Below are 21,269 nucleotides of genomic sequence, written 5' to 3'. Positions count from 1 at the left end.
ACTTCATTTCTAAAGTTTTAACTTTTAATTATTCTTCTTTAGATTCATTAAAAATAATTATCTTTGCTGCATGAATTTTTCAGTAAAAGAAACCTTATATAAAATCTCTTGTGAAGATCGCAACTGTTACCAATTAGATTTGGGTTATAAAGTAATTGATTTTACTTTTTGTCAATTATTAGCTTTTCGAAAAAAGATACTTCACTATTCTTCATATGAATCTATAGAAAATATTATTGAAGGAGATAATTATATACTTCTTTTTGCTGCTGATAACAAACATCTTTTATTACTAGATGTACCTCAAATTTTAGAGCTAAGAGAAACTGTATTATCTGCTTTTAGATAAATACAGACCTTTACTAAGACTATTTTTAAATTAACCTCCTCTCCTTTTTTAAGGCTATTTATTCTGTATCTTTATCCTAGTTACCAGCAACACTAAAAATAAGATAATATGGAAACAGCAATAAGAAGAGATATGATTTTAGATGTAGAGGTAGTTGATTTGCTAAACCATCAAATAATGATGGAGCAAAAAGCCTCTTCTAAATATTTAGCAATGGCATCATGGTGCGATCAAAGAGAACTTAGAAATAGTGCTACTTACTTTTATAATCAAGCTGAAGAAGAAAGAGCACATATGATGAAAATATTCAAATTTGTTAATGATAATGGTGGTAGTGCTTTATCTCCAACAGTAGATACTATTACTCACGAATATGAGAGCTTACGAGCTGTTTTTGAAGCTTCTTTAGATGCCGAAATTGAAGTAACAAAATCTATTCACCATGCATTTAAAACTGCAAGAAAAGTAGGCGATTTTACTTCTGAAATCTTTTTACAGTGGTTTGTAACTGAACAAGCTGAAGAGGAAGAAAAAGTAAGAGATATCTTAGACATGATAGACCTAATGGACGGTATGCCTTTAAAAATGGTTGATGAACGTATTCCAACTGCTTAAAAAGCATATTAATTAAAGAAAACAAAAATAAAAAAGGTTCGTATTTTCATACGAACCTTTTTCTATTTCTATACTATATATTTTAGTATCTGTAGTGTTCTGGTTTATATGGACCTTCAACAGTTACTCCAATATAAGATGCTTGATCTTCACGTAATTCAGTTAACTCAACACCAATTTTAGCTAAGTGTAATTTTGCTACTTTCTCATCTAAGTGCTTTGGTAACATATATACTTCATTCTTGTATGCATCAGCATTGTTCCATAACTCGATTTGAGCTAATGTTTGGTTTGTAAATGAATTAGACATTACAAAACTTGGGTGACCTGTAGCACATCCTAAGTTTACTAAACGTCCTTCTGCTAAAATGATAATATCATTTCCTTTTACTGTATACTTATCAACTTGAGGCTTAATTTCAACTTTAGAATCACCATAAGTTCCATTTAACCAAGCCATATCGATTTCGTTATCAAAGTGACCGATGTTACAAACAATTGTCTTATCTTTCATTGCTTCGAAGTGCTCTCCTCTAACGATATCTTTGTTTCCTGTAGTAGTAATTACGATATCTGCATTTCCAACAACAGTTTCTAATTTCTTAACTTCAAAACCGTCCATAGCAGCTTGTAAAGCACAAATTGGATCAATTTCAGTAACAGTAACAATAGAACCAGCTCCACGGAAAGAAGCAGCAGTACCTTTACCTACATCTCCATATCCACAAACTACAACTCTCTTACCTGCTAACATTACATCTGTTGCTCTACGAATAGCATCAACAGCAGATTCTTTACATCCGTATTTGTTATCAAATTTAGATTTAGTAACAGAATCGTTAACGTTAATTGCTGGCATTGGTAAAGTTCCATTCTTTACTCTTTCATATAAACGGTGAACTCCTGTAGTAGTTTCTTCAGATAATCCGTTGATTCCTTCTGCTAACTCAGGGTATTTATCTAATACCATATTTGTTAAATCTCCACCATCATCTAAAATCATGTTTAATGGCTTACGATCTTCACCAAAGAATAAAGTTTGTTCTATACACCAGTCAAACTCTTCTTCGTTCATACCTTTCCAAGCATATACTGGAGTACCAGCAGCAGCAATAGCAGCAGCAGCTTGATCTTGTGTAGAAAAGATGTTACAAGAACTCCAAGTAACCTCAGCTCCTAAAGCTTGTAAAGTTTCAATTAAAACCGCAGTTTGAATCGTCATGTGTAAACATCCTGCAATTCTTGCTCCCTTTAAAGGTTGCTCATCTTTATACTCTTCACGTAAACTCATTAACCCAGGCATTTCAGCCTCTGCCAATTCAATTTCTTTTCTTCCCCAATCAGCTAAAGAAATATCTTTAACTTTGTAAGGAACGTATGTAGCGGTTTTTGTGCTCATATTTTTGTATATTTATGTATCTAAAATTTTGAGTTGCAAAATTACGAAATAACTTTCTAAAATATGCCTATTCACAAAACATTAACGGTAAACGACACTTCTAAAGTATTGATTTGGAAGATTGAAGAGTCTTTTGAAGATTTATCTAAAGACATTGAACTTACGAAAAGTAGTAGCGAACGTGTTAATAATATGAAGTCTGATTTACACAGAAGAGGCTTTTTAAGTGTTCGTCAATTGCTAAAAGAAGTAGGTTACACTGATGCCGATTTAGTGTATGATGAGTATGGTAAACCACATTTAAAGGACGGAAACTTTATTTCTATTACGCATTCTTTTACTTTTTCAGGTATTATCATTTCAAGTAAAAAACCTGTAGGAATAGATATTGAGAAGCAACGCGACAAAATTGTAAAAATTGCGCATAAATTTACTCCTATTGAAGAATATAAATCGATAGCCAATCACGATGCTTTGGTGAGTAAGCTAACTATTGTTTGGGGTGCTAAAGAAAGTTTGTACAAAATTTATGGAAAGAAAAAACTGCTCTTCTTAGAAAACATTTATATAGAAGACTTCTCTTTTGACACCAATCAAACTACCGGTAAAATTTTATATGAAGGTGTAACTTCTGAATACGATATTCACTTCTTAGAAACAGAAGGGTTTACTTGTGTATATGCTAGTTAAAATTTAGGGTTTTTAAAAACCTATATTATAGCATACTACACTATCTTTGTTCTCCTAATTTATTTTTACAATGAAAATATCTGTTGAATTGACTTTGACTCCTCTTCAAAATGAGTTTGAACAGCCTATTATCGACTTTATAAAAAAACTAAGAGCATCTGGATTAACCATTCTTGAAAATCCTTTAAGCACTCAGGTGTATGGTGACTATGATAAAGTAATGCAATTGATTACTTCCGAATTAAAAAATTCATTTGAATTGATTGATAATGGAATCTTATTAATGAAAATTGTAAAATCTGACCGCAGCGATTATGAACCAAATTTTTGATTTCCTCTTTGGCCAATATGCGACTTATGATCCTTTAGATGTTTGGCTAGAAATTATTGCTGTAATTTTCGGTTTTTTGTCTGTTTGGTATTCTAAACAGAATAAAATTTGGGTTTTTCCAACTGGAATGATTAGCACCTCTATATTTGTTTATTTACTATTGAAATGGCAACTACTAGGTGACATGATGATTAATGGATACTATTTCATCATGAGTGTTTATGGTTGGTATATTTGGACTCGTAGAGTTGATGAAACTCATGTTACTCCTATTTCAAGAACCACTACTAAAGAAAAGAAAACAAGTATTATTATTTTTTTAGCAACACTAGTTTTTGTGTATGGTGTGTATACTTATTTCGACAAATGGAATAACTGGACAGCATATATTGACACCGTTACCACTGCCGTATTTTTTGTTGGAATGTGGTTAATGGCAAGAAGAAAAATAGAAAACTGGATCTATTGGATTATTGGTGATATTATCTCAGTTCCTCTCTACTTTTATAAAGGTCTTACATTTACAAGTTTACAATATTTAATCTTTACCTTTGTAGCAATAGCTGGTTATTTAGCATGGAAAAAGCACTTAGACAACAAAACATCAACCTTGTAAAGGTTGTTTTATTCGGACCAGAAAGTACTGGAAAAACTACACTTTCAGGACAATTAGCACGTCATTATAATACCGTTTGGGCTCCTGAATTTGCACGTGATTATTTACAAGACAAATGGAACAACGAACGTAAAGTTTGTGAACAAAAAGATATTATTCCTATTGCAGAAGGTCAAATAAAACTAGAAAACGACTTAGCTAAAAAAGCCGATAAAATTTTAATTTGCGATACCGACTTATTAGAAACTAAAGTATATTCTGAAGAATATTATGGAGGTTTTGTAGACCCAATTCTTGATGAAGCTGCTGTTGAAAACACCTACGATATTTATTTCTTAACCTATATTGATACTCCTTGGGAAGCCGATGATTTACGTGACAGACCTGAGCAACGTTTAGAAATGTTTACGGCTTTTGAAAATACTTTAAAAAAATACAATCGTCCTTATGTTTTATTGAAAGGAGATAAAGAAACACGTTTTAAAAAGGCAGTTCAAATTATTGATGAAATCCTTTCCAAGAAAGAAAACCTATATTCTTTTTCTGATACTTTAACAGATTTAGATATGCATTTTATGCATCAGAACATAGATACTACCGATTATTCTTTATAATATGTATATCCCAGAACTACTAAAAGAATTAAACTTTAAAGCTATTCGTAGTTCTGGTGCTGGTGGTCAGCATGTAAATAAAGTATCTTCTAAGATTGAATTAACTTTCGATTTATATAATTCCAAAGCTTTAACTACTGAAGAAAAACAGTTATTGGTTAAGAATATCTCTAGTCGTTTAACGAAAGAACATACTCTAGTTCTTTTTTGTGATGAAACTAGAAGTCAACACACTAATAAAGAACTTGCTATAAAACGTTTTCTTGAAATCATAAAACAAGGTTTAAAGAAACCTAAGGTTAGGAAAGCTACCAAGCCTAGTAGAAGTTCAATCTTAAAAAAAGTAGAAAACAAAAAGCAACATTCTTTAAAAAAAGCACTTCGAAAGAAACCAAAGCTCGATTAGCATTTCACTTCTATCAAACAACCAGTTATTTAGAAAAATTCTCAATTGTTTGTATGCTATTATAAAAAACAACTTTACCTTTGCACTGTTCTCGTAAAGGGGTGCCCAACATAGGCTGAGATCATACCCAATGAACCTAGAACAGGTAATGCTGTTTAGGGATTTAATTGTTATTACAAAGAGAGGTAAATTTACCTTGTAATTAATACTAATGAAGTAAAATCTTCATTGAAAGCATCTTGTGATAACAAAACAATTATTCAAACCAAAACAACGAATAATTACCTCTTTTTATTCAATTTTATTTTATAAAAAATGAGACCGATGTCTTTTATTAAAAAAATGAAGATTTTATCTTCTCTAATGCTATTATTTGCAGCGTTTACTGCAAATTCTCAAAACTTTATCCTATCTGGTAAAGTAGTCAATAGCCAACAAGAACCTCTTGTAGGGGCAACTGTTGCTGTAAAAAGCTTAAAAAAAGGAACTTCTTCCGATTTTGAAGGAGGGTTTAAATTAAGCCTTGCCAAAGGAACCTATAATGTTACCGTTTCGTATGTTGGTTTTAAAACCGTAACTCAAAAAGTTGATATCACAGCTAATCAAACAGTAAACTTTCAATTAACATCTGATGCAAATGTTTTAGATGAAGTATTAGTATCAGCAGTACGTGTAAAGGCTGACGCTCCTGTAACGCATTCTAATTTAACTAAGAAAGAAATTGCTAAACGTAACTTAGGGCAAGACATTCCTATTTTAATGAATTATTTACCAAACGTTGTTTCTTCTTCTGATGCAGGTGCTGGTATTGGTTATACCTACATTCGAGTTCGTGGTTCTGATGCTTCTCGTGTAAATGTTACTGTAAATGGTATTCCATATAACGATGCAGAAAGCCAAGGAACATTCTGGGTAAATATGGGAGACTTTGCTTCTTCTACTCAAAGTTTACAATTACAACGTGGTGTGGGTACCTCAACAAACGGTTCTGGTGCATTTGGGGCTAGTTTAAATATATTAACTGATGCTGTTGCTGAAGAAGCTGGTGGAGAAATTTCTAACTCTTTTGGTTCTTATGGAACTAGAAAACACACTGTAAAATTTACTACTGGTAAAGTAAATGAGCATTTCGAATTTGCTGGACGTTTATCTAATATCTATTCTGATGGATATATTGATAAAGCTTTTACCGATTTAAAATCGTACTTCTTACAAGGAAGTTATACAGATGATAATACTTTAATTAAAGCTCTAGTTTTTGGAGGAAAAGAAAAAACTTTCCAAGCTTGGGCAGGAATTGATCTTAAACAATTACAAACAAACAGAAGATTCAATCCTTATACCTACGATAACGAAACTGATAACTACCAACAAGACCACTACCAATTACACTGGAATGAAAAGATTAATGAAAACTGGTCTACTAATATTGGTTTAAACTATACACGTGGTAAAGGTTATTTTGAACAATACAAAGCTGGTAGAGATGCTGCTGATTATAACAATTTAATTGTTGACGGAAGTGATGTTATCGTAAGAAGATGGTTAGATAACCATTTCTATGTTGCAAACGGAAACGTAACATATAAAAAAGATAACTTAGAAATTATTACTGGTGGTTCTTATAGTAAATATGACAACGATCATTACGGGGAAGTAATTTGGGGGAGCGATTTAGCTCCAAATGCAAATATTAGAGATCACTACTATGATAGTGCTTCGAAAAAAACAGATTTAAGTATTTTTTCTAAAGCTACTTTTAATGTTACCGATAACTTAAAAGCTTTTGTAGATATTCAAGGAAGGTTTGTTAATTATAAAACTTCTGGTTTAACTTCTGATAGAGATCCTATTAATGTAGACAAAGATTATAACTTCTTTAATCCTAAAGCTGGTTTAACATATAAAGTAAATGATGAGCATAGTTTATATGTTTCGTATGCAAAAGCAAATAGAGAACCAAATAGAAATGACTTTGAAGGAGGAAACTCTAAACATGAAAGCTTAGACGATTACGAATTAGGTTGGCGTTTATCTACTCCTGTAGCTAAGATAAATACCAATGTATATTATATGGATTACCAAAACCAATTAATTTTAACAGGAGCTATTGACCCTAATACAGGTGAACCTTTAAGAGCTTCTAGTGGTAGCAGTTATAGATTAGGTATAGAAATAGATGCTGATCTTAAATTATCTGAGCAAGTTTCTATGCGTCCAAATGTTGCTTTTAGTAAAAACATCAATAGAGATTATCACGCTAAAATTGACGGGGTTTTACAAAACTTAGGAAACACTACAATTACTTTTTCTCCAGATATTGTTTTCGGAAATGCACTTGTATATAAACCAGTAAAAAACTTACAATTAGCTTTCTTATCTAAATATGTTGGAAAACAGTTTATGAGTAATTTAGATAGTAGAGTTTCTGATTTAGATGTGTTAGAAGGATTCTTTACAAGTGATTTAAATCTTGTTTACGAAATTCAAACAAACAAAATATTTAAATCGATTGTATTTACTGCTTTAGTAAACAATATTTTCAATAAAGAGTATGTAGACAGAGGTTATTACTTTACGTATGACGATACTTGGACAAACCCTGGTACTACTAAAACTGTGGATGGTTCTGGATACTATCCCCAAGCAACTAGAAACTTTTTAATAGGTGCTACCTTAAAGTTTTAAATGGGAAAATGCTTTGAATAAACTATGAAAACTAAGAGCCATACAATTGTATGGCTCTTTTTTGTTAAGTACTAAAAATCGAATCTATAATTCATTTTAAAAGCTACTCCCCAATTTTGCCTTGATATTTCTTGATTAAAATTATCTGAAATCACCAAATAGATATAAGACAATGGTTTGTACTCCCATTGTAATCTTGAGTTTATATTAAAATTGTCAAACTGTGTATTGTACTGTACATAAGTTGTCCAATTTAATCGGTTTGAAAAGAATACTTCACCTGAAAATCTAGCCAAGTGGAAAGTATCGCTTCCCAATTCATTTAAATCAATATCATTTCGTTCATACCTTACATACAATCTGGCTAAAGGCATTAATTTATAATCTACCCTTGCTATTAAACGGTCTCTAGAACCTCCATAATAACTACCCAATTCATAACTTCCATCAAATTCTAATTTTCTATTTCTTGTAGTTCGATACCCAGCAGAAAATCGATAATAATTATAAATACCTGGCTGTATATAATTTCCATTTCTTAGAGGGTCAAAAGCATACTTTAAGTTAACATATTCATTCCCTACTCCTCCATAAATTAGGGAGTTATCATTAAACAACAAGTCATTATTAATATTGGTTGAAGATTGAGAAACTACTCCTTCCTCATCAAAATAGGTATTATTTGAAAATCCTAAGTATTTATAGGAGTTAATCTTTTTAGAATCCTTTGGAAAATAAGTCAAACTCAATCGTCCAATAGCTTGTGTATATCCTTCTCTAACTATTGTTTGATTAATTGCATCATAATTATCTAGTCTTGGAACAAAACCAACATCAGTAATATAATTTCTTCCTACTTTTCTTACGGAAGTTTTCCAAGATGTTTTTAAGCTATTATACCAAAGACTTAAACTATAAAACTTATTATCTCCAGACACATTACTCGTAAAACTCTGCGCATAATTTGCCAATCCCGTCCATTTATTATTCTTTGAGTTATAATTTACATTCAATCCTGCTACCCTATTGTAATCATTCAAAAATGAAAAACCATCGGTTTCTTGTCTATTAATTATAAATCCCGTTGTTCTAAAAACATTCGATAACTGTTGTTCTACTACTAATGCCCCATAATTTTGAGCTGGCTTCGTATCTTCTTTCTTTGTAGCCACATTCAATACTCCTAAACGTGTTTTCTTAGCTACATTCCCTGATAGTTTTAAACCAAATAAGATATCGGTTTCTGCTCCTATTCTTCTAGAGTAAAACGGATTTACACCACTTACACCTAATGAGGTAAATAAATCGCTGTTTTCTATAAAGAAATTACGTCGCTCTGGAAAGAATACCGCAAAGCGACTTAAGTTAGTAACTTGTGTATCTACATCTATTTGCGAAAAATCTGGATTAAGGGTAGCATCTAATTTTAAAGAAGAACTTACATTGTATTGAAAATCTAAACTTGGCTTTACATTGGAGTCTTCTGTTTTATTTACCAAGTTTTCCTGATAATCCATGGTTAAAGATGGAGTTACCGTAAACTTAGTAGGTTTGTTATTTGATAAGTTTTCAACTTCAAAAGGTTCTGAGAAACGTAAATCAAATTGTGTAAAATTACGGTCTATTTTAGTACTCGTAATCCATTCATTTGTTTTAATATCTCTAGCGTGAAACATAATTCCCCAATTAGGACTGTCTTCTTTATACCCTAAAGCTTTTAATGGAATTTCAACTTCATATATTTTTTGATGTCCTTTTACAGAGGTTTTAGCATTCCAAATTGCATTCCAGCTCCTACTTATCCAATAACCATCTCCTTTTCTCGATACCAATGCATCAATTAAAGCACCTCCCATATTCACAATAAAAAAATACCCAGACTGTTGTTGGTTATAGGTATCAATAATAATAGCAAAAGAATCACTGTTTCCTCCAGAGTTGGCTATATCATCTCGTTTTAACGATCCTATTTGTATCTGATCTGTTACGTCATAATATATAGCACTTATGTATAGTTTTTTACCATTGTGAAACATCTTTACTTCCATTTGTTTTGATGCTACACTTCCATTCTTAGGCATATAATCAATAAAATTCCCATGTACATCTAACTGTTCCCAAATAGGTTCATTTAATTTACCATCTAGTTTAATGGTAGTATTGCTAAATACAATTCTATCTTGCTTTTGAGCTTGTGTATTTAAAACTCCTAATAGCAGGAGCATGAATAAAACAATTCTTTTCATTTTTAAAATTTCAATAATTAAACATATTGCTTGGATTGCTAAAGTATCCTGAGAAAGAATTGCTTTAAAAAAAGTAGACTAAGCAGCTATTTTAGCCTCTTGAAACTCATGAAGCATCAAATTTTGTTTTAGTCTATGATATTTATCTATTAAGCTACCTAAATTCATATTTAAGCTACTTTTAGTTTTCAATGTTATATATATCGTATTTTAGTCGCTTAATGGGTAAAACAAAAAAAATAGCTTCTTTAATTAAAATTCCCCTAATACGTCATTTGTTATTTTGGTTAGGGATTTTCTCTTATTTCTTAATTACACTAGAAGCTTCTTATTTTACTAGTTACTATCAAGGTGTTGAATCGCGGTTAATTATGTTATTAATACAAATTATAACCGCCTATTGTATTCTTTACATACTCATCCCTTATTTTTTAACCCCTAAGAAATACATCCAGTTTAGCTTTTTCTTACTCATATTACTTATGTTTAATTATGCTCTTTTTGTTTGTATTCAAGAGTTTTGGCATCTACCAAAGTATTTTGGTAATACACAAAACAATACGGGTTATGATTCTATGAAAGGCTTTTGGGATCATATTTTTAAAATTCAAACATTGGTTAGTAAATCGGTAAAGTTTATAACTCCTACTATTATATTGTTAACCATTAAGTTTTATAACGAACAACAGCGTTTCCTTAAAATCAACGAGCAAAAAAAGGCCACAGAATTAACGACTTTAAAGCATCAATTAAATCCACATTTTTTATTTAATACGTTAAATAACTTATATGCATTAACTATAGAAAAATCGGACGAAGCTCCTGAAGTTATTGAAAAGCTTTCTGAGATGTTAGACTATATGTTATATGGATGTAATGAGAAGTTTGTGCCTTTACAAAAGGAAATTGATCTGATAAAAAACTACTTAGCTTTAGAAAAAGTACGCTACGGTAATCGTGTTACAATTCAATTGAATACTCCTGAAAACTCCAGCGCTAAGATTGCTCCTTTAATTTTACTAACTTTTATTGAAAATGCTTTTAAACATGGGGTTTCACAAGAGTTGAATAAAGCTTTTATTCATATCAATATTGAATTGGAGGAAACTATGATTCATTTTAAAATAGAAAACTCTATTGCTAAAAACAAAATCCTTTCTCGCAAAGAAAGTATTGGTATTGGTAATGTTAAAAAGCAACTAGAGTTATTGTATGCAGACACTTACTCTTTAGCTATTCAAGAAGAAAACGATAGTTTTAATGTTGATTTAAAAATTCCGATTAAATGACCTACAAATGTTTAATTATTGATGATGAAGAACTAGCAAGAAGGTTGCTTAAAAATCATTTAATGCAATTGGATGATTTTGAATTGGTAGCTTCTTGTGCCAGTGCAATTGAAGCAAGTAAGTTTTTACAAGAAAACACTATTGATCTTTTGTTTTTAGACATTGAAATGCCAGTTTTAAAGGGTATTGATTTTTATAAAAATCTACTCCATAAACCCAAAGTAATATTTACTACCGCTTATAGAGATTATGCTATTGATGGTTTTGAACTAAATGCAATTGATTATATTTTAAAACCTATAACCTTTCAACGTTTTTTTAATGCAATTGAAAAGTTTAGAGCACTACAAATAGTAAACACCTCAACTCCTATAATTGCTAGTCTGCCTGAAAACAACACTTCTTTTATTTATATAAGAAAAGATAGAAAGCAAGTTAAAGTTAATTTTGAAGACATCTTATATATTGAAAGCTTAAAAGATTATATCAAAATTCATTTGGCTAATGAACATCATATTACCAAAACTAGTATTTCAGCTTTTTTACAAAAGCTAGATTATCGTTTTATTCGAATACACCGTTCTTATATTATTAATAAAAATAAGATAACTGCTTATACTAAAAATGATATTGAAATTGGACGTATGGAAATTCCTATTGGCGATAATTATAGAACAGATATTGATGCTTTTTTAAATTAATTTATTAAAAAACTACCTAAAAAAGACACTATTGCTTATTCCTCTTTTTATATTCGTATTGCTTATCAAATAAATGGTCTTTGACTTTATAAATCAACTTTTCCTTATTAAGTTGAACAATAATATACTTTCTATTTCCAAGAGTTAAAATTGAATCATTTAATTTATAAGTCGCATTATATTCATTCCCATTTTGATTAATATACACCCTTTGATTTGCTTTAAAAATCAGCATTGTTTTCAAATCTTCTTTTGAGTTAGAAACCGATTTAGAGTCATTTATTGTAAGCAATACAGGTTCTTCCATAGAAGAATCACTTTTCGCAACCAAAATCCATTTTCCTAATAGCTTTTTTTCAGCTTCTGATTGCGCTGTACATGAATATCCTCCTATAATTAAAGCTATAAATATTAATACTCTCATAGTTTGTTTTTCTTAAATGTATTTTAAAATACTCTCCAATCCAATCATATGTAATTTTTATAAGTGAAAGTACAAAGTATTTATGATTAATAGGAATTCCCTGTAGGTTTGATTCTCTTCCACTTCCTTACTCTACTTCTAGCGTTTTTATAAGGTGACGAAGTATTTAATTGTATCATTTTACCTTGAGTCCATTTGTCATACCAAGGCTTTTCATATAAATCTATGTTTTCAGTGCTTTTTACCAAAGACAGAATTTCATTAACAATAGCATCTAATTCACTTAACAATGTTTGATAATCGAGGTTTTCATAGTCCGAATAAAACTTTTGAGCTAGCTTTCCTAATTCGTTCCATTTATAACCCGTTTCTGGAAAATCTACCATTTCTCCTTTTTCTTTTTTCTTGTGCCATTTTAATACTAGCACTCCCCAGCCAATAAGATAAGCTACCAAATCAGAAACACTCATTTGTGTTCCTTTAGCATGCCCTTCTAGTTCTTTCTTTTTAGTGAGGTCAAACGGAACTGTTTCCAAATCTTTTTTTAGTTTGGAATAATTGTTTTCTATTTCAAAAACTAACTCTTCTTTATTTTTAGGAACTGCCATAGCGTATTATTTCTTTGTGTAAGAATTCTTGTTCTTTCCATAACATAAAACTAAATGTAAGCGGTATACAAACAACCGCTTACATATTATTAGTTTTTCATTTTTAATTTGCATACCAATCTAAAAACTTTCGATGTCTTATATATGGCATGTCTTTTTCCAATTTCAAGGTTCTTTTTAAAATAACACGATTATCTCTTCTAAACTTTCTATTAGCCCAAACTTTTAATTCTTTACCAATGGGATAACTTCCTCTATAAAGTCGATGAGAATCACGCCTTTTTTGCTCTTCCGTAAAATTGTAAAACTTCTTGTTTTTTTTAGTTTTCATTTTGTATTAAATACTGTTAGTACTTAATACATGGTTCCTTTTTTAATTGCCATTTTAATTTAATGCTTTATTTCACTTTTTATATTTATAATTACTATCAAACAATCATCACCATCTTTTTTCTAATTCCTCATAGTTCTTATCATAAAACAAGAGAAAAGCATCTAGCGCATCTTGTTTGGTTTGCTCTGGAATAATACTACAAAAGTTTTCATCGTAATAATCGTATTCAACTAACCCAAACCATTTTTTCTTTTTTCTAATTATAGGTCTTTTATAACAAACATAAAATTCATATTCCTCTAATTCTCCTACTATAGATGCAAATACTGCATTTTCTTTTTCATCTTCAATAGTAAGTGAAGGAGAACTATGCACTTGATTCTCTTTTGCATTTAGTTGCAATTTTAATAACTCCAACCATTGAAAGCTCTCAAACTTATCAATAAACTCCTCTTTTGTCAAAAATTGTTCATTAACTACATAAGACTTCAACGGATGAGATTCAGAATATTTAAATTTTAGCTTTTTCAATACTTTTGAACTTCTTTTTGAGATAGAGAAAATAATACTCCTAAATATGACATAGTTTTTTTATCTTTTTTCTATAACACACTATTCAACCTTTTCTAATTTCATTTTTGATAAGTTAACTTTTTCTCTTTTTCTTGGATAAACTCCATGTTCAAAAGTTAATACAATATCGTAGTCATCTTCTTCTTTTTCAACTCTTTTTAAATCAATCAAATCTATATTATAATATAGTCCCATCCTATACAATTCATAATCTTCTCCTAATTCTTCTGGTTCAATAACTATATAAATCGAATCAGTGCAATTACACATTTCTAGAGGCAATGACTTTCCATCACAGATACTGTACACATAATAACCATACAACTCTAATCGTTCACTAATCATCCCAAGTGATTCAGCAAATGAATTATTATCTAACTTATTTAAAACAACATCTCGTTTAAACACAAACTCATTACCATACTTGGCTAAATCTAATGTGTCTTCAGAATATATTTTATCTATATTTCTTAAAACCTTTGAATCTATTAACCCAGTTACCCTACTTCCTTTATTTAACTCCTTTTGAGCCAAAGCTTGTTTAGTTAATTCTAAGTTTGTTGTTTTCAGCTTTTTTAGTTGTTCTTTTAAAGTACTATTTTCTTTTTTTAACTCAGCAACTTCTTTATTTCCAGAGCAAGATATACTGATAATAGAAAGTACAACTATTAAAATTAGTTTATTCATTTTTTTCATAAGTACTAGCAATTTTAATTCTCAACGAATATATTCAAAAGGTTCATTACCAATTTCCACTGACTGCCGCTCTTGGACTCGGAAAACTTGTTCCAATTCTTGGATCCATTAAATTCCCTCCAAACCCAATGCCTTCGTCAGATAATTCATCGGCAATTTTTAATAATTTATCTTTATATTCTTTACCTCCTATCTTCTTTAATGAACGAATAGCAATTACAATATCAAAGTTTTCGTTTACATCATTTTGAATATATTCTAATAAAAAATCTTTTGTTTCTTTATTATCAAGTAGTGACATTAATTGAACCGAAGAAGTTCTTGAATGAAAGTTATCTGACTTTGCAAACTTCTTAAGTCTATCTAATTCAATTGGAATTTCTAATAGGTAAGCTGTTTCTAATGAAGCATGTTGTAAGAAAAAAGTTGAGATCTCATTTTCATCAAATCCAGCAGGTTCTTTACTTACTTGCTCATTTATAAACTTCAATATTATTTCTTTATTATAATTAATTCCTCTATAATAATTCCAAATTGCTTTGTAAGTTAATTCGTAAATATCTTTAGGTATCAAAGCTTGGTGATAGCTATGCCTATATGTAGCATAAACATTATCTTCTTCATCTAGTAACGCAAAACCAGAAGTTGGTGTAGGAATAGCGTAATTACCATCTTCTCTTTTTGTCAATAAAAAATATAAATTCTGTCCTTTCTCAAAATCAAAATGTACTCCATGACCTGAAGCACTCCTTAAATTAAGAAGTGAAAAACCATTAATTAATATTTTATTGGATAATTTTTTAGTTCCAAAATTCTTTGTAATCTCAACATGAACTCCAAGGCTATCCAGCTCTATTACTTTTCCAAGAATAAAGTATTCTGCTTTCTTTATAATTTCTTTTTGCCAAGGCTCATCCCATGTTTCCGCTTTCAATGTATTTTGACAGGTAATTGAAGCAATTAGAAATAATAGAACTTTAATTTTTTTCATAGTTTTTCTCATAAGTACTAGCAATTTTAATTTTCAACGAATATACTCAAAAAGTAAGCTGACATTTAATTACTTATAATTTATTATGCTGTTTACACTACATAACAACTATTACTCTTCCTTATCAATTTTCTAAACTTCTTTAAACTTAATCTCGTCATTATAATCAGGTAAATTCGATTTAGTTTTACTTAAGTCTTTACAAAAATAACCTGTTTTAATTTCACTTTTTTATACTCGTATTGTTGACTTAATGAATGATTTTTGTTTTTTTCAATCATTCAAACATCAGTAAAAAAAGAAAATATTAAAGTTAATTTTCCATTACAGTAAGATATAAGTTAAATAATCTATTTACTTAAAGTAATAAAACTACTCAAGCAAAATATCGAAAATAATAAAGAAGAGTAATAGTAATTCTTTTACTCTGTTAATATATTATAATCTGCTATTTTTTCACCTTCCTTTACAGAAATATTCATTATTTCTTTATTTTTAAAAGACAATACACCTTTTTCAAAATCGTCATCTATTATGACATACAAGTCCCAATTTTTCTTTCTTCTTACTTTTATATAATAACCTTTAACATACTCAGGGCCAACATCAAAATAAGGTCTTACTTTATACTTTTCTTTTTGAGTAGCAAAACTCATTTCAAATAAAGGTAGTTTTTCTCTTTTGCCACTTTTTCCATAAAACTTTGCTTTAATAACTAAGTATCTATAACCTTTAGGAGCAAATGTCCAGTACAAGCCACTTCTAATTGATTTTTTATATTTTATTTCTTTAATTTCAAAAGAAATGTTATCTGTCAGCTTTACTTCTTGGCAATGTAATACAACTGTAAAGAGAAGTATTACAATAAAAATTGTTCGTTTTAAAATCATTTTATTGTTTTTTTCACAACATTTACAAGAAGCAAATATACTCAAAAAGTGAACGATAAGTTTCTAATGGATAACTTAAACAACAACAATTAGGTTTCGTCTATCAAAAGAACCTATCTGTCTTTCAAAGTAGCGGTTTAAGCTAATAATTGACAACACCATCTTTTAAAAATTAATTTTACCAACAGAACTATTAATTAATAATAGCGATTTCAAATGTTAAAAGAAACGATACATTACTTCTTTCTCTTCAGTTTATTATCTCATAGTTTTAATGCTCAAACCAAATCTTTCGATTTTGTAGCCACCCCCGTTGCAGAAAATGTATATAGTATCGTTTCTCCTTCATTTGGATTACCCACTCCCGAAAACAAAGGTTGGAACTCTAACAGTCATTTTATAGTTACTAAAGATGGAGTGTTGTTATTCGACACTGGTTCTTCAGAAACCATTGGAAATGGGATTAAAAACGCTATTAAAAAAGTGACGAACAAACCCGTTCGTTGGGTGATTAACTCTCACAGTCATGCCGATCATTGGTTAGGGAATGCTGCCTTTTCTAAAGCTGAGATTTTTGCTAGCAAAGCAGCTTTAGAAACCATGAAAAAGTATGGAGAAGAAGATGTTACTTTTTTTAATCGAGCTACCAAAGGCACCATTGGTAAAACTCGTTTGCTATATCCTAACAAACTAATTACCGAACATCAAAAGATGAATTTTGGTGGTGTAGAAGTCGAATTCCTTTTTTCTAGTAACGGTCACTCACACGGTGATGTATTGGTATGGTTACCTCAACAAAAAATAATCTTTGGAGGCGATGTATTAAGCTCTAACTGGATGCCTATTATTATCAATCCTAAAAAAGTTCCCAACCTAATTCAAACGCTTAACACCATAGCTGAGTTACAACCTATACATGTACTAACTGGTCATGGAAATGTTACCAAAGGAAGTGCTGTAATACGCGATGCGAATCTGTTATCTAAGGTTTGGAAGTTGGTTAAAGAAGCTAAAGGAAAAGGAAAAACAGAAAGCGAAGTTCTTAAAGGAATTGAAAGCAAACTTACTCCCACTTACAAAGACCTGTACACTAACTTTACCACGGAGATAAAACGTTATGTTGAGGTGTTGTATAAAACTTTATAAGCTCTTTACCTCACTACTACAGTTTCAAAAATAGCCTTTAACTCTTCTTTGTTAAATTCTGTATTCGTTCTAATTCCTATAAACAGCTTATCATTTGGTTCCTTTTTATCTAATGGTTCAAAGTTTACATTTGATCTATTTGTAATCTCTTTATCTGTCCACAAAGCAATTGTTCGTTTATAGTTCCCAATAGTATCAATGTGTAATTCGCAATACTTAAACCGTTCTTTCTTTTCTTCTGGAATACAAAACGGAATCAAATATTCCTGCCCTTCAAACTCTAATGAGTAATAAAACTCACAGTTGTTTTCCTTGTCATTTTCAAAAACTACAGTTTTGTTGTTCTCATGTAGTTTTAAGTTTTTTATTTTCTTAGTTATCTCATCTAAGTTTACGCTCCCTTTTTCATCTTCATATGGCTTTATATTTATTTTGTTTAAAAACTTTTGAAGCGTCATAAAGTCCATGCTCTTTTGACTCTCTTTTACAAAAGAAGCTTTATCCTTTGGTGGGCTAGGTGAATACCAACCATAGTCAAAAAGAAAACTAGAAGTACCATTTTCAAGTTTTCCTACAAAAGAATCAATTCCTTTTACCTTTTTATATTTAAACTCTTTTGGTAGAATAATACTAAATAACTCAAAGTCTATTGTATGATTTTCCCCATCCTTTTGAGGAATATACTCTACTACGCTTGTATTACAATTAACCAATAATAGGAATGTGCATAAGAGAAGAAGATTACTTTTCATATTTTTTAAGGTAAAGATAAAATAACTTCTTTTCATGAGCTTTTGTTTTTACTTTTAAATATATTAGTACGATAATAACTTCAACGCTATTAAATGAAAAAGACAATTTTAACTACTATAATTTCACTTCAAATATTTATACTTTTTAGTCAAGAAACCACTAAAAACGAAAGAATTAAATTCAAAATTAGTACAATTAAATCTTTTGATGAAGATGGTAATCTTAAAAGTATAGAAGAGTTTAATACAAATGGAGACTTGGTAAAAGTTCTTGATAAAGATAAAATCGTTGAAAAAGAATTAATTTATAATGATAAAAAGCAAATATCAAAAGAGTTAAGATATGACTCAAACGGTATAATATCTAATACTATTATTTTCTATTACAACTCAAAAGAACAGCTAGTAGAAAAAAAACTAATTGATTCTCATGGAGAAATCGATACATCTTGGTTGTTTGAATTTAATGAAAACAACCAATTATTAAAAGAAACTCGTGAATCTTTGGCTAGTGGAAAATCAATAACTAAATTTAAATACAAAAACTCAAAACTTGATAAAACTATCTTAACTAATAACACCATTGGGAAAGAAAGTCAAACTTCATTCAAGTATGATAAAAAAGGACGTTTATCTATAAAAAAAACTAGATATTATTATAGTAACACGACCATGACTTGGAATTATACTTATAATGAAAAAGGAAAACTAATAACCTTAACTGACCAATCAAGTAATGGTGTAAAATCTACTACAACTTATAAATATAACAGTAATGATTTAGTAATAAAGGTAAACTGGAGAGGAAGCTTTAGTAATGAAGATTATATAACAAAGTACACATACGAGTAAAATATTCATTATAGCTCTCTTACCTTTAAAAAGATAAATATTAAGAGTGAATTGTTCTAAATATTAAACAATGAATCAAAAAGAAATTACTTTTTCTGAATTTTATGAATTAATTTTTAAAGTTCTTCCTGATTTGCGAGAAATGAAAGTTTTCGAGCAACATAAAAATGAACTCAATGACGATTATATTGGTTTGCTTATATGTAATGAGCTAGCTAATAAAATGATGAAGGAAACCGAACTAGGAAATAAAACTATTTCAAATAAACTATTGGAACTAATTGAAGAAATATTAGTAAAACATCCAAGTTCCATTATATCTAGTCTTATTGGGACTGAGTTTATTGTTAGTATTTTAGAATACCCTATGAAAAAAGAACTAAAAATTAATCTTTTAAAACAGATGAAAAAAGAAACCCTTAAAAGTTATAAAATGGCCAAACAAGGCTATAAAGAGGTCTTTCTTTAGTTATTACTTCTTCTTTTCTAATATAAGACACAAAAATTTCGTATCTTAGAGCAGACGTAGAAATTGTATGTCCTTCACTTTCTCCACAACTTCCCTTTATACATTCAATTTTAAATAACCTTACATCCCATAGCTAATAGGTTTAGTTATGAACTAAAAATAATGTTATTAAAGTTGAACTTATGAAGTACTATTTGACCAAAAATCATTTAAACGAAGAAGATAATTACATCGCACGTGTGTTGGCTACACGCAGTGTAAGTCAGGCTACTCTGATTAAAAAGATGCTAGAAAAACGAAGTGCCGTAGGCAAAACAGATATTGTTGCTGTGCTCAACTCTTTTTACGAGACCATTGTACAATGCATTAAAGATGGTGATACTGTAAACTTACCACTGTTCAATATTAGTTATTCTATAACTGGTGTTTTTGATAATGATGAAGAGGTCTTTTCCGAAAAAAAGCACAAACTTCATTTAAAGCTTAAAACGGGAAAATTAATTAAAAGTGTGCTTCATGAAGTGCCTATTAGTAAGGTTGCAGCTCCTAATACCTATACACAAATTACACAGGTAATAGACATTGGTTCTGGAACTACCAATCAGCAAATTACTTCAGAAGGCCTTTTCGAACTGTTGGGAAGTCGATTAAAAATAGCGGGATCAAACCCTAGTGTGGGATTGTATTTTGTTGGAGAAGATCAAACAGAAATTAAAGTAACTCGTTTTTCTCGCAATACCTTTAAAAACATTATTGCACAAGCACCTCAACTATTACCTGGGAAGTATCATATTCGAATTAAATCGCAGTTTACTTCAAATCCACAAGCCTTTTTAAAAGGAGTTCGTATTAGCGATACTTCTTTTAAACTAGTTGTTGTTTAAGTTTCTTTTAGCTTAGCAACAAGTACTATTTAAATTCTAATTCTTTTCATATTATAACGGTCGCTATAGTTTATCTATAACGACCGTTATGCTGTTATTATCACTACGCTTATAGCAACTCTCTCATTATAGTGTTTGATTTGCTCCGCTTAGTGGTCTCCAAATACTTTGCTTAGGCTTCTCCTTTTTAAATACTTATCGGTTAAATTTTAGTCCGCTTAGACTATTTCTTTTTTACAAAGGCCTTAAGAAAATGGCTTCACGCAACACTTGCCATCTATTGTCTTCAAAACGTAATTCTATATTACATAGTAATTGCATTTCTTTTTCATTCATTCCGCTGTGTTTTCTCGTAAGTACACAAACAGCTGTGTCTCCAAGAACATGAAAATCATGCCAATCTGCCCAAGTATTTAACTGGGTTTTACCTTCAGCTGCTTGCTTGGCAAAATGCGCTTTAAACTCTTGCTTATTATAGGTTTTTACTTCGCCATCTGGCAATACCAATGTGGTATGAAAGTCTTTGTGATAAATGGTTTCTAAAGCTTCTATATCGTAATTTGTGGCTCTGTCTATTAAATGATCCATTGCCTTACGAATTGCTTCTTTGGTATGGGTTTTATTTTGTGCTTTTGCTACCATGGTAAAAACGGTTAAGATGATTAAACATATTTGTGTTAAGTGTTTCATTGATGCTTGTTTTATC

25 protein-coding genes are annotated in these 21,269 nt (G+C 30.1%); 14 read left to right on the top strand and 11 right to left on the bottom strand.

Annotated elements, in window-relative coordinates; translation table 11 throughout:
* Positions 1–70: 70 nt before the first annotated feature.
* Positions 71–349, top strand: coding sequence for a hypothetical protein (locus ACOQN8_RS08295; RefSeq protein WP_420552325.1), 279 nt, complete (start codon positions 71–73; stop codon positions 347–349).
* A gap of 108 nt (positions 350–457) precedes the next feature.
* Complete coding sequence (locus ACOQN8_RS08290) at positions 458–964, top strand: ferritin (protein WP_420552324.1); 507 nt, start codon at positions 458–460, stop codon at positions 962–964.
* Positions 965–1,046: 82 nt separating this feature from the next.
* Here the strand turns inward: ACOQN8_RS08290 and ahcY are convergent, their stop codons facing one another.
* Complete coding sequence (ahcY, locus tag ACOQN8_RS08285; protein ID WP_150901290.1) at positions 1,047–2,363, bottom strand: adenosylhomocysteinase; 1,317 nt, start codon at positions 2,361–2,363, stop codon at positions 1,047–1,049.
* Positions 2,364–2,426: 63 nt separating this feature from the next.
* Here ahcY and ACOQN8_RS08280 point away from each other — a divergent pair, with 63 nt between their 5' ends.
* The 6 genes from ACOQN8_RS08280 to ACOQN8_RS08255 all read left to right on the top strand — a co-directional run bounded on the left by ACOQN8_RS08280 (position 2,427) and on the right by ACOQN8_RS08255 (position 7,708).
* Positions 2,427–3,053, top strand: coding sequence for a 4'-phosphopantetheinyl transferase family protein (locus ACOQN8_RS08280; protein ID WP_420552323.1), 627 nt, complete (start codon positions 2,427–2,429; stop codon positions 3,051–3,053).
* A 70-nt stretch (positions 3,054–3,123) separates the two neighbouring features.
* A complete protein-coding gene (locus ACOQN8_RS08275; RefSeq protein ID WP_272151282.1) occupies positions 3,124–3,384 on the top strand; it encodes a thiamine-binding protein in 261 nt (86 codons plus the stop codon).
* A complete protein-coding gene (gene pnuC, locus ACOQN8_RS08270; RefSeq protein ID WP_420552322.1) occupies positions 3,368–4,000 on the top strand; it encodes a nicotinamide riboside transporter PnuC in 633 nt (210 codons plus the stop codon). The genes ACOQN8_RS08275 and pnuC overlap by 17 nt, the downstream gene beginning before the upstream one ends.
* Positions 3,961–4,614: an AAA family ATPase gene (locus ACOQN8_RS08265; RefSeq protein ID WP_235275165.1), complete on the top strand. Its 654-nt coding sequence runs from the start codon at positions 3,961–3,963 to the stop codon at positions 4,612–4,614. Before pnuC ends, ACOQN8_RS08265 begins: the two co-directional genes overlap by 40 nt.
* A 1-nt stretch (position 4,615) precedes the next feature.
* A complete protein-coding gene (gene arfB / locus ACOQN8_RS08260) occupies positions 4,616–5,020 on the top strand; it encodes an alternative ribosome rescue aminoacyl-tRNA hydrolase ArfB (protein WP_420552321.1) in 405 nt (134 codons plus the stop codon).
* A 342-nt stretch (positions 5,021–5,362) separates the two neighbouring features.
* Positions 5,363–7,708: a TonB-dependent receptor gene (locus ACOQN8_RS08255; protein WP_420552320.1), complete on the top strand. Its 2,346-nt coding sequence runs from the start codon at positions 5,363–5,365 to the stop codon at positions 7,706–7,708.
* Between the two features lie 71 nt (positions 7,709–7,779).
* Here ACOQN8_RS08255 and ACOQN8_RS08250 read toward each other — a convergent pair whose 3' ends face one another.
* The gene (locus ACOQN8_RS08250; RefSeq protein WP_420552319.1) at positions 7,780–9,954 is read right to left on the bottom strand and encodes a DUF5916 domain-containing protein; all 2,175 of its coding nucleotides are present in this window, start codon (positions 9,952–9,954) and stop codon (positions 7,780–7,782) included.
* A gap of 221 nt (positions 9,955–10,175) precedes the next feature.
* Between ACOQN8_RS08250 and ACOQN8_RS08245 the strand changes: the two genes are divergently transcribed.
* Positions 10,176–11,243 (top strand): sensor histidine kinase, encoded by a 1,068-nt coding sequence (locus tag ACOQN8_RS08245; RefSeq protein ID WP_420552318.1) that lies wholly within the window; start codon positions 10,176–10,178, stop codon positions 11,241–11,243.
* Positions 11,240–11,944, top strand: a complete 705-nt coding sequence (locus ACOQN8_RS08240; RefSeq protein WP_420552317.1) for a LytR/AlgR family response regulator transcription factor — start codon at positions 11,240–11,242, stop codon at positions 11,942–11,944. Before ACOQN8_RS08245 ends, ACOQN8_RS08240 begins: the two co-directional genes overlap by 4 nt.
* A gap of 28 nt (positions 11,945–11,972) precedes the next feature.
* Here ACOQN8_RS08240 and ACOQN8_RS08235 read toward each other — a convergent pair whose 3' ends face one another.
* From ACOQN8_RS08235 to ACOQN8_RS08205, 7 genes are all read right to left on the bottom strand, one after another.
* Entirely contained in the window at positions 11,973–12,368 is a 396-nt protein-coding gene (locus ACOQN8_RS08235; RefSeq protein WP_420552316.1) for a hypothetical protein, read from the bottom strand.
* A gap of 86 nt (positions 12,369–12,454) precedes the next feature.
* A complete protein-coding gene (locus tag ACOQN8_RS08230) occupies positions 12,455–12,976 on the bottom strand; it encodes a ClbS/DfsB family four-helix bundle protein (RefSeq protein WP_420552315.1) in 522 nt (173 codons plus the stop codon).
* A 103-nt stretch (positions 12,977–13,079) separates the two neighbouring features.
* Positions 13,080–13,307: a hypothetical protein gene (locus ACOQN8_RS08225; protein ID WP_420552314.1), complete on the bottom strand. Its 228-nt coding sequence runs from the start codon at positions 13,305–13,307 to the stop codon at positions 13,080–13,082.
* 108 nt (positions 13,308–13,415) lie between these two features.
* On the bottom strand, positions 13,416–13,841 hold the full coding sequence (locus ACOQN8_RS08220; protein ID WP_420552313.1) for a hypothetical protein: 426 nt from the start codon (positions 13,839–13,841) through the stop codon (positions 13,416–13,418).
* Positions 13,842–13,922: 81 nt separating this feature from the next.
* Positions 13,923–14,570, bottom strand: a complete 648-nt coding sequence (locus tag ACOQN8_RS08215) for a hypothetical protein (RefSeq protein WP_420552312.1) — start codon at positions 14,568–14,570, stop codon at positions 13,923–13,925.
* Positions 14,571–14,625: 55 nt separating this feature from the next.
* On the bottom strand, positions 14,626–15,570 hold the full coding sequence (locus ACOQN8_RS08210; protein ID WP_420552311.1) for a hypothetical protein: 945 nt from the start codon (positions 15,568–15,570) through the stop codon (positions 14,626–14,628).
* Between the two features lie 422 nt (positions 15,571–15,992).
* Positions 15,993–16,460 carry a hypothetical protein gene (locus tag ACOQN8_RS08205; protein ID WP_420552310.1) on the bottom strand — a complete coding sequence of 156 codons (468 nt, stop codon included), beginning with the start codon at positions 16,458–16,460 and terminating at the stop codon, positions 15,993–15,995.
* Between the two features lie 216 nt (positions 16,461–16,676).
* Between ACOQN8_RS08205 and ACOQN8_RS08200 the strand changes: the two genes are divergently transcribed.
* Entirely contained in the window at positions 16,677–17,606 is a 930-nt protein-coding gene (locus tag ACOQN8_RS08200) for an MBL fold metallo-hydrolase (protein WP_420552309.1), read from the top strand.
* Between the two features lie 5 nt (positions 17,607–17,611).
* On the opposite strand, the gene ACOQN8_RS08195 is transcribed toward ACOQN8_RS08200, so the two are convergent.
* Positions 17,612–18,358, bottom strand: coding sequence for a hypothetical protein (locus ACOQN8_RS08195; RefSeq protein ID WP_420552308.1), 747 nt, complete (start codon positions 18,356–18,358; stop codon positions 17,612–17,614).
* 93 nt (positions 18,359–18,451) lie between these two features.
* On the opposite strand from ACOQN8_RS08195, the gene ACOQN8_RS08190 reads away from it, so the two are divergent.
* The 3 genes from ACOQN8_RS08190 to ACOQN8_RS08180 all read left to right on the top strand — a co-directional run bounded on the left by ACOQN8_RS08190 (position 18,452) and on the right by ACOQN8_RS08180 (position 20,563).
* Positions 18,452–19,210 carry a hypothetical protein gene (locus ACOQN8_RS08190; protein ID WP_420552307.1) on the top strand — a complete coding sequence of 253 codons (759 nt, stop codon included), beginning with the start codon at positions 18,452–18,454 and terminating at the stop codon, positions 19,208–19,210.
* Positions 19,211–19,280: 70 nt separating this feature from the next.
* On the top strand, positions 19,281–19,679 hold the full coding sequence (locus ACOQN8_RS08185) for a DUF7674 family protein (RefSeq protein ID WP_420552306.1): 399 nt from the start codon (positions 19,281–19,283) through the stop codon (positions 19,677–19,679).
* Positions 19,680–19,861: 182 nt separating this feature from the next.
* A complete protein-coding gene (locus ACOQN8_RS08180; protein WP_420552305.1) occupies positions 19,862–20,563 on the top strand; it encodes an HU family DNA-binding protein in 702 nt (233 codons plus the stop codon).
* Positions 20,564–20,797: 234 nt separating this feature from the next.
* On the opposite strand, the gene ACOQN8_RS08175 is transcribed toward ACOQN8_RS08180, so the two are convergent.
* Positions 20,798–21,253 (bottom strand): nuclear transport factor 2 family protein, encoded by a 456-nt coding sequence (locus tag ACOQN8_RS08175; protein WP_420552304.1) that lies wholly within the window; start codon positions 21,251–21,253, stop codon positions 20,798–20,800.
* Between the last annotated feature and the right edge of the window lie 16 nt (positions 21,254–21,269).

Origin of the sequence: Tenacibaculum aiptasiae, assembly GCF_965221665.1 — a bacterium.
Classification (GTDB): domain Bacteria; phylum Bacteroidota; class Bacteroidia; order Flavobacteriales; family Flavobacteriaceae; genus Polaribacter; species Polaribacter aiptasiae.
Note: the sequence above shows the minus strand (reverse complement) of the source record. Positions and strands in the feature narration are given on the sequence as shown.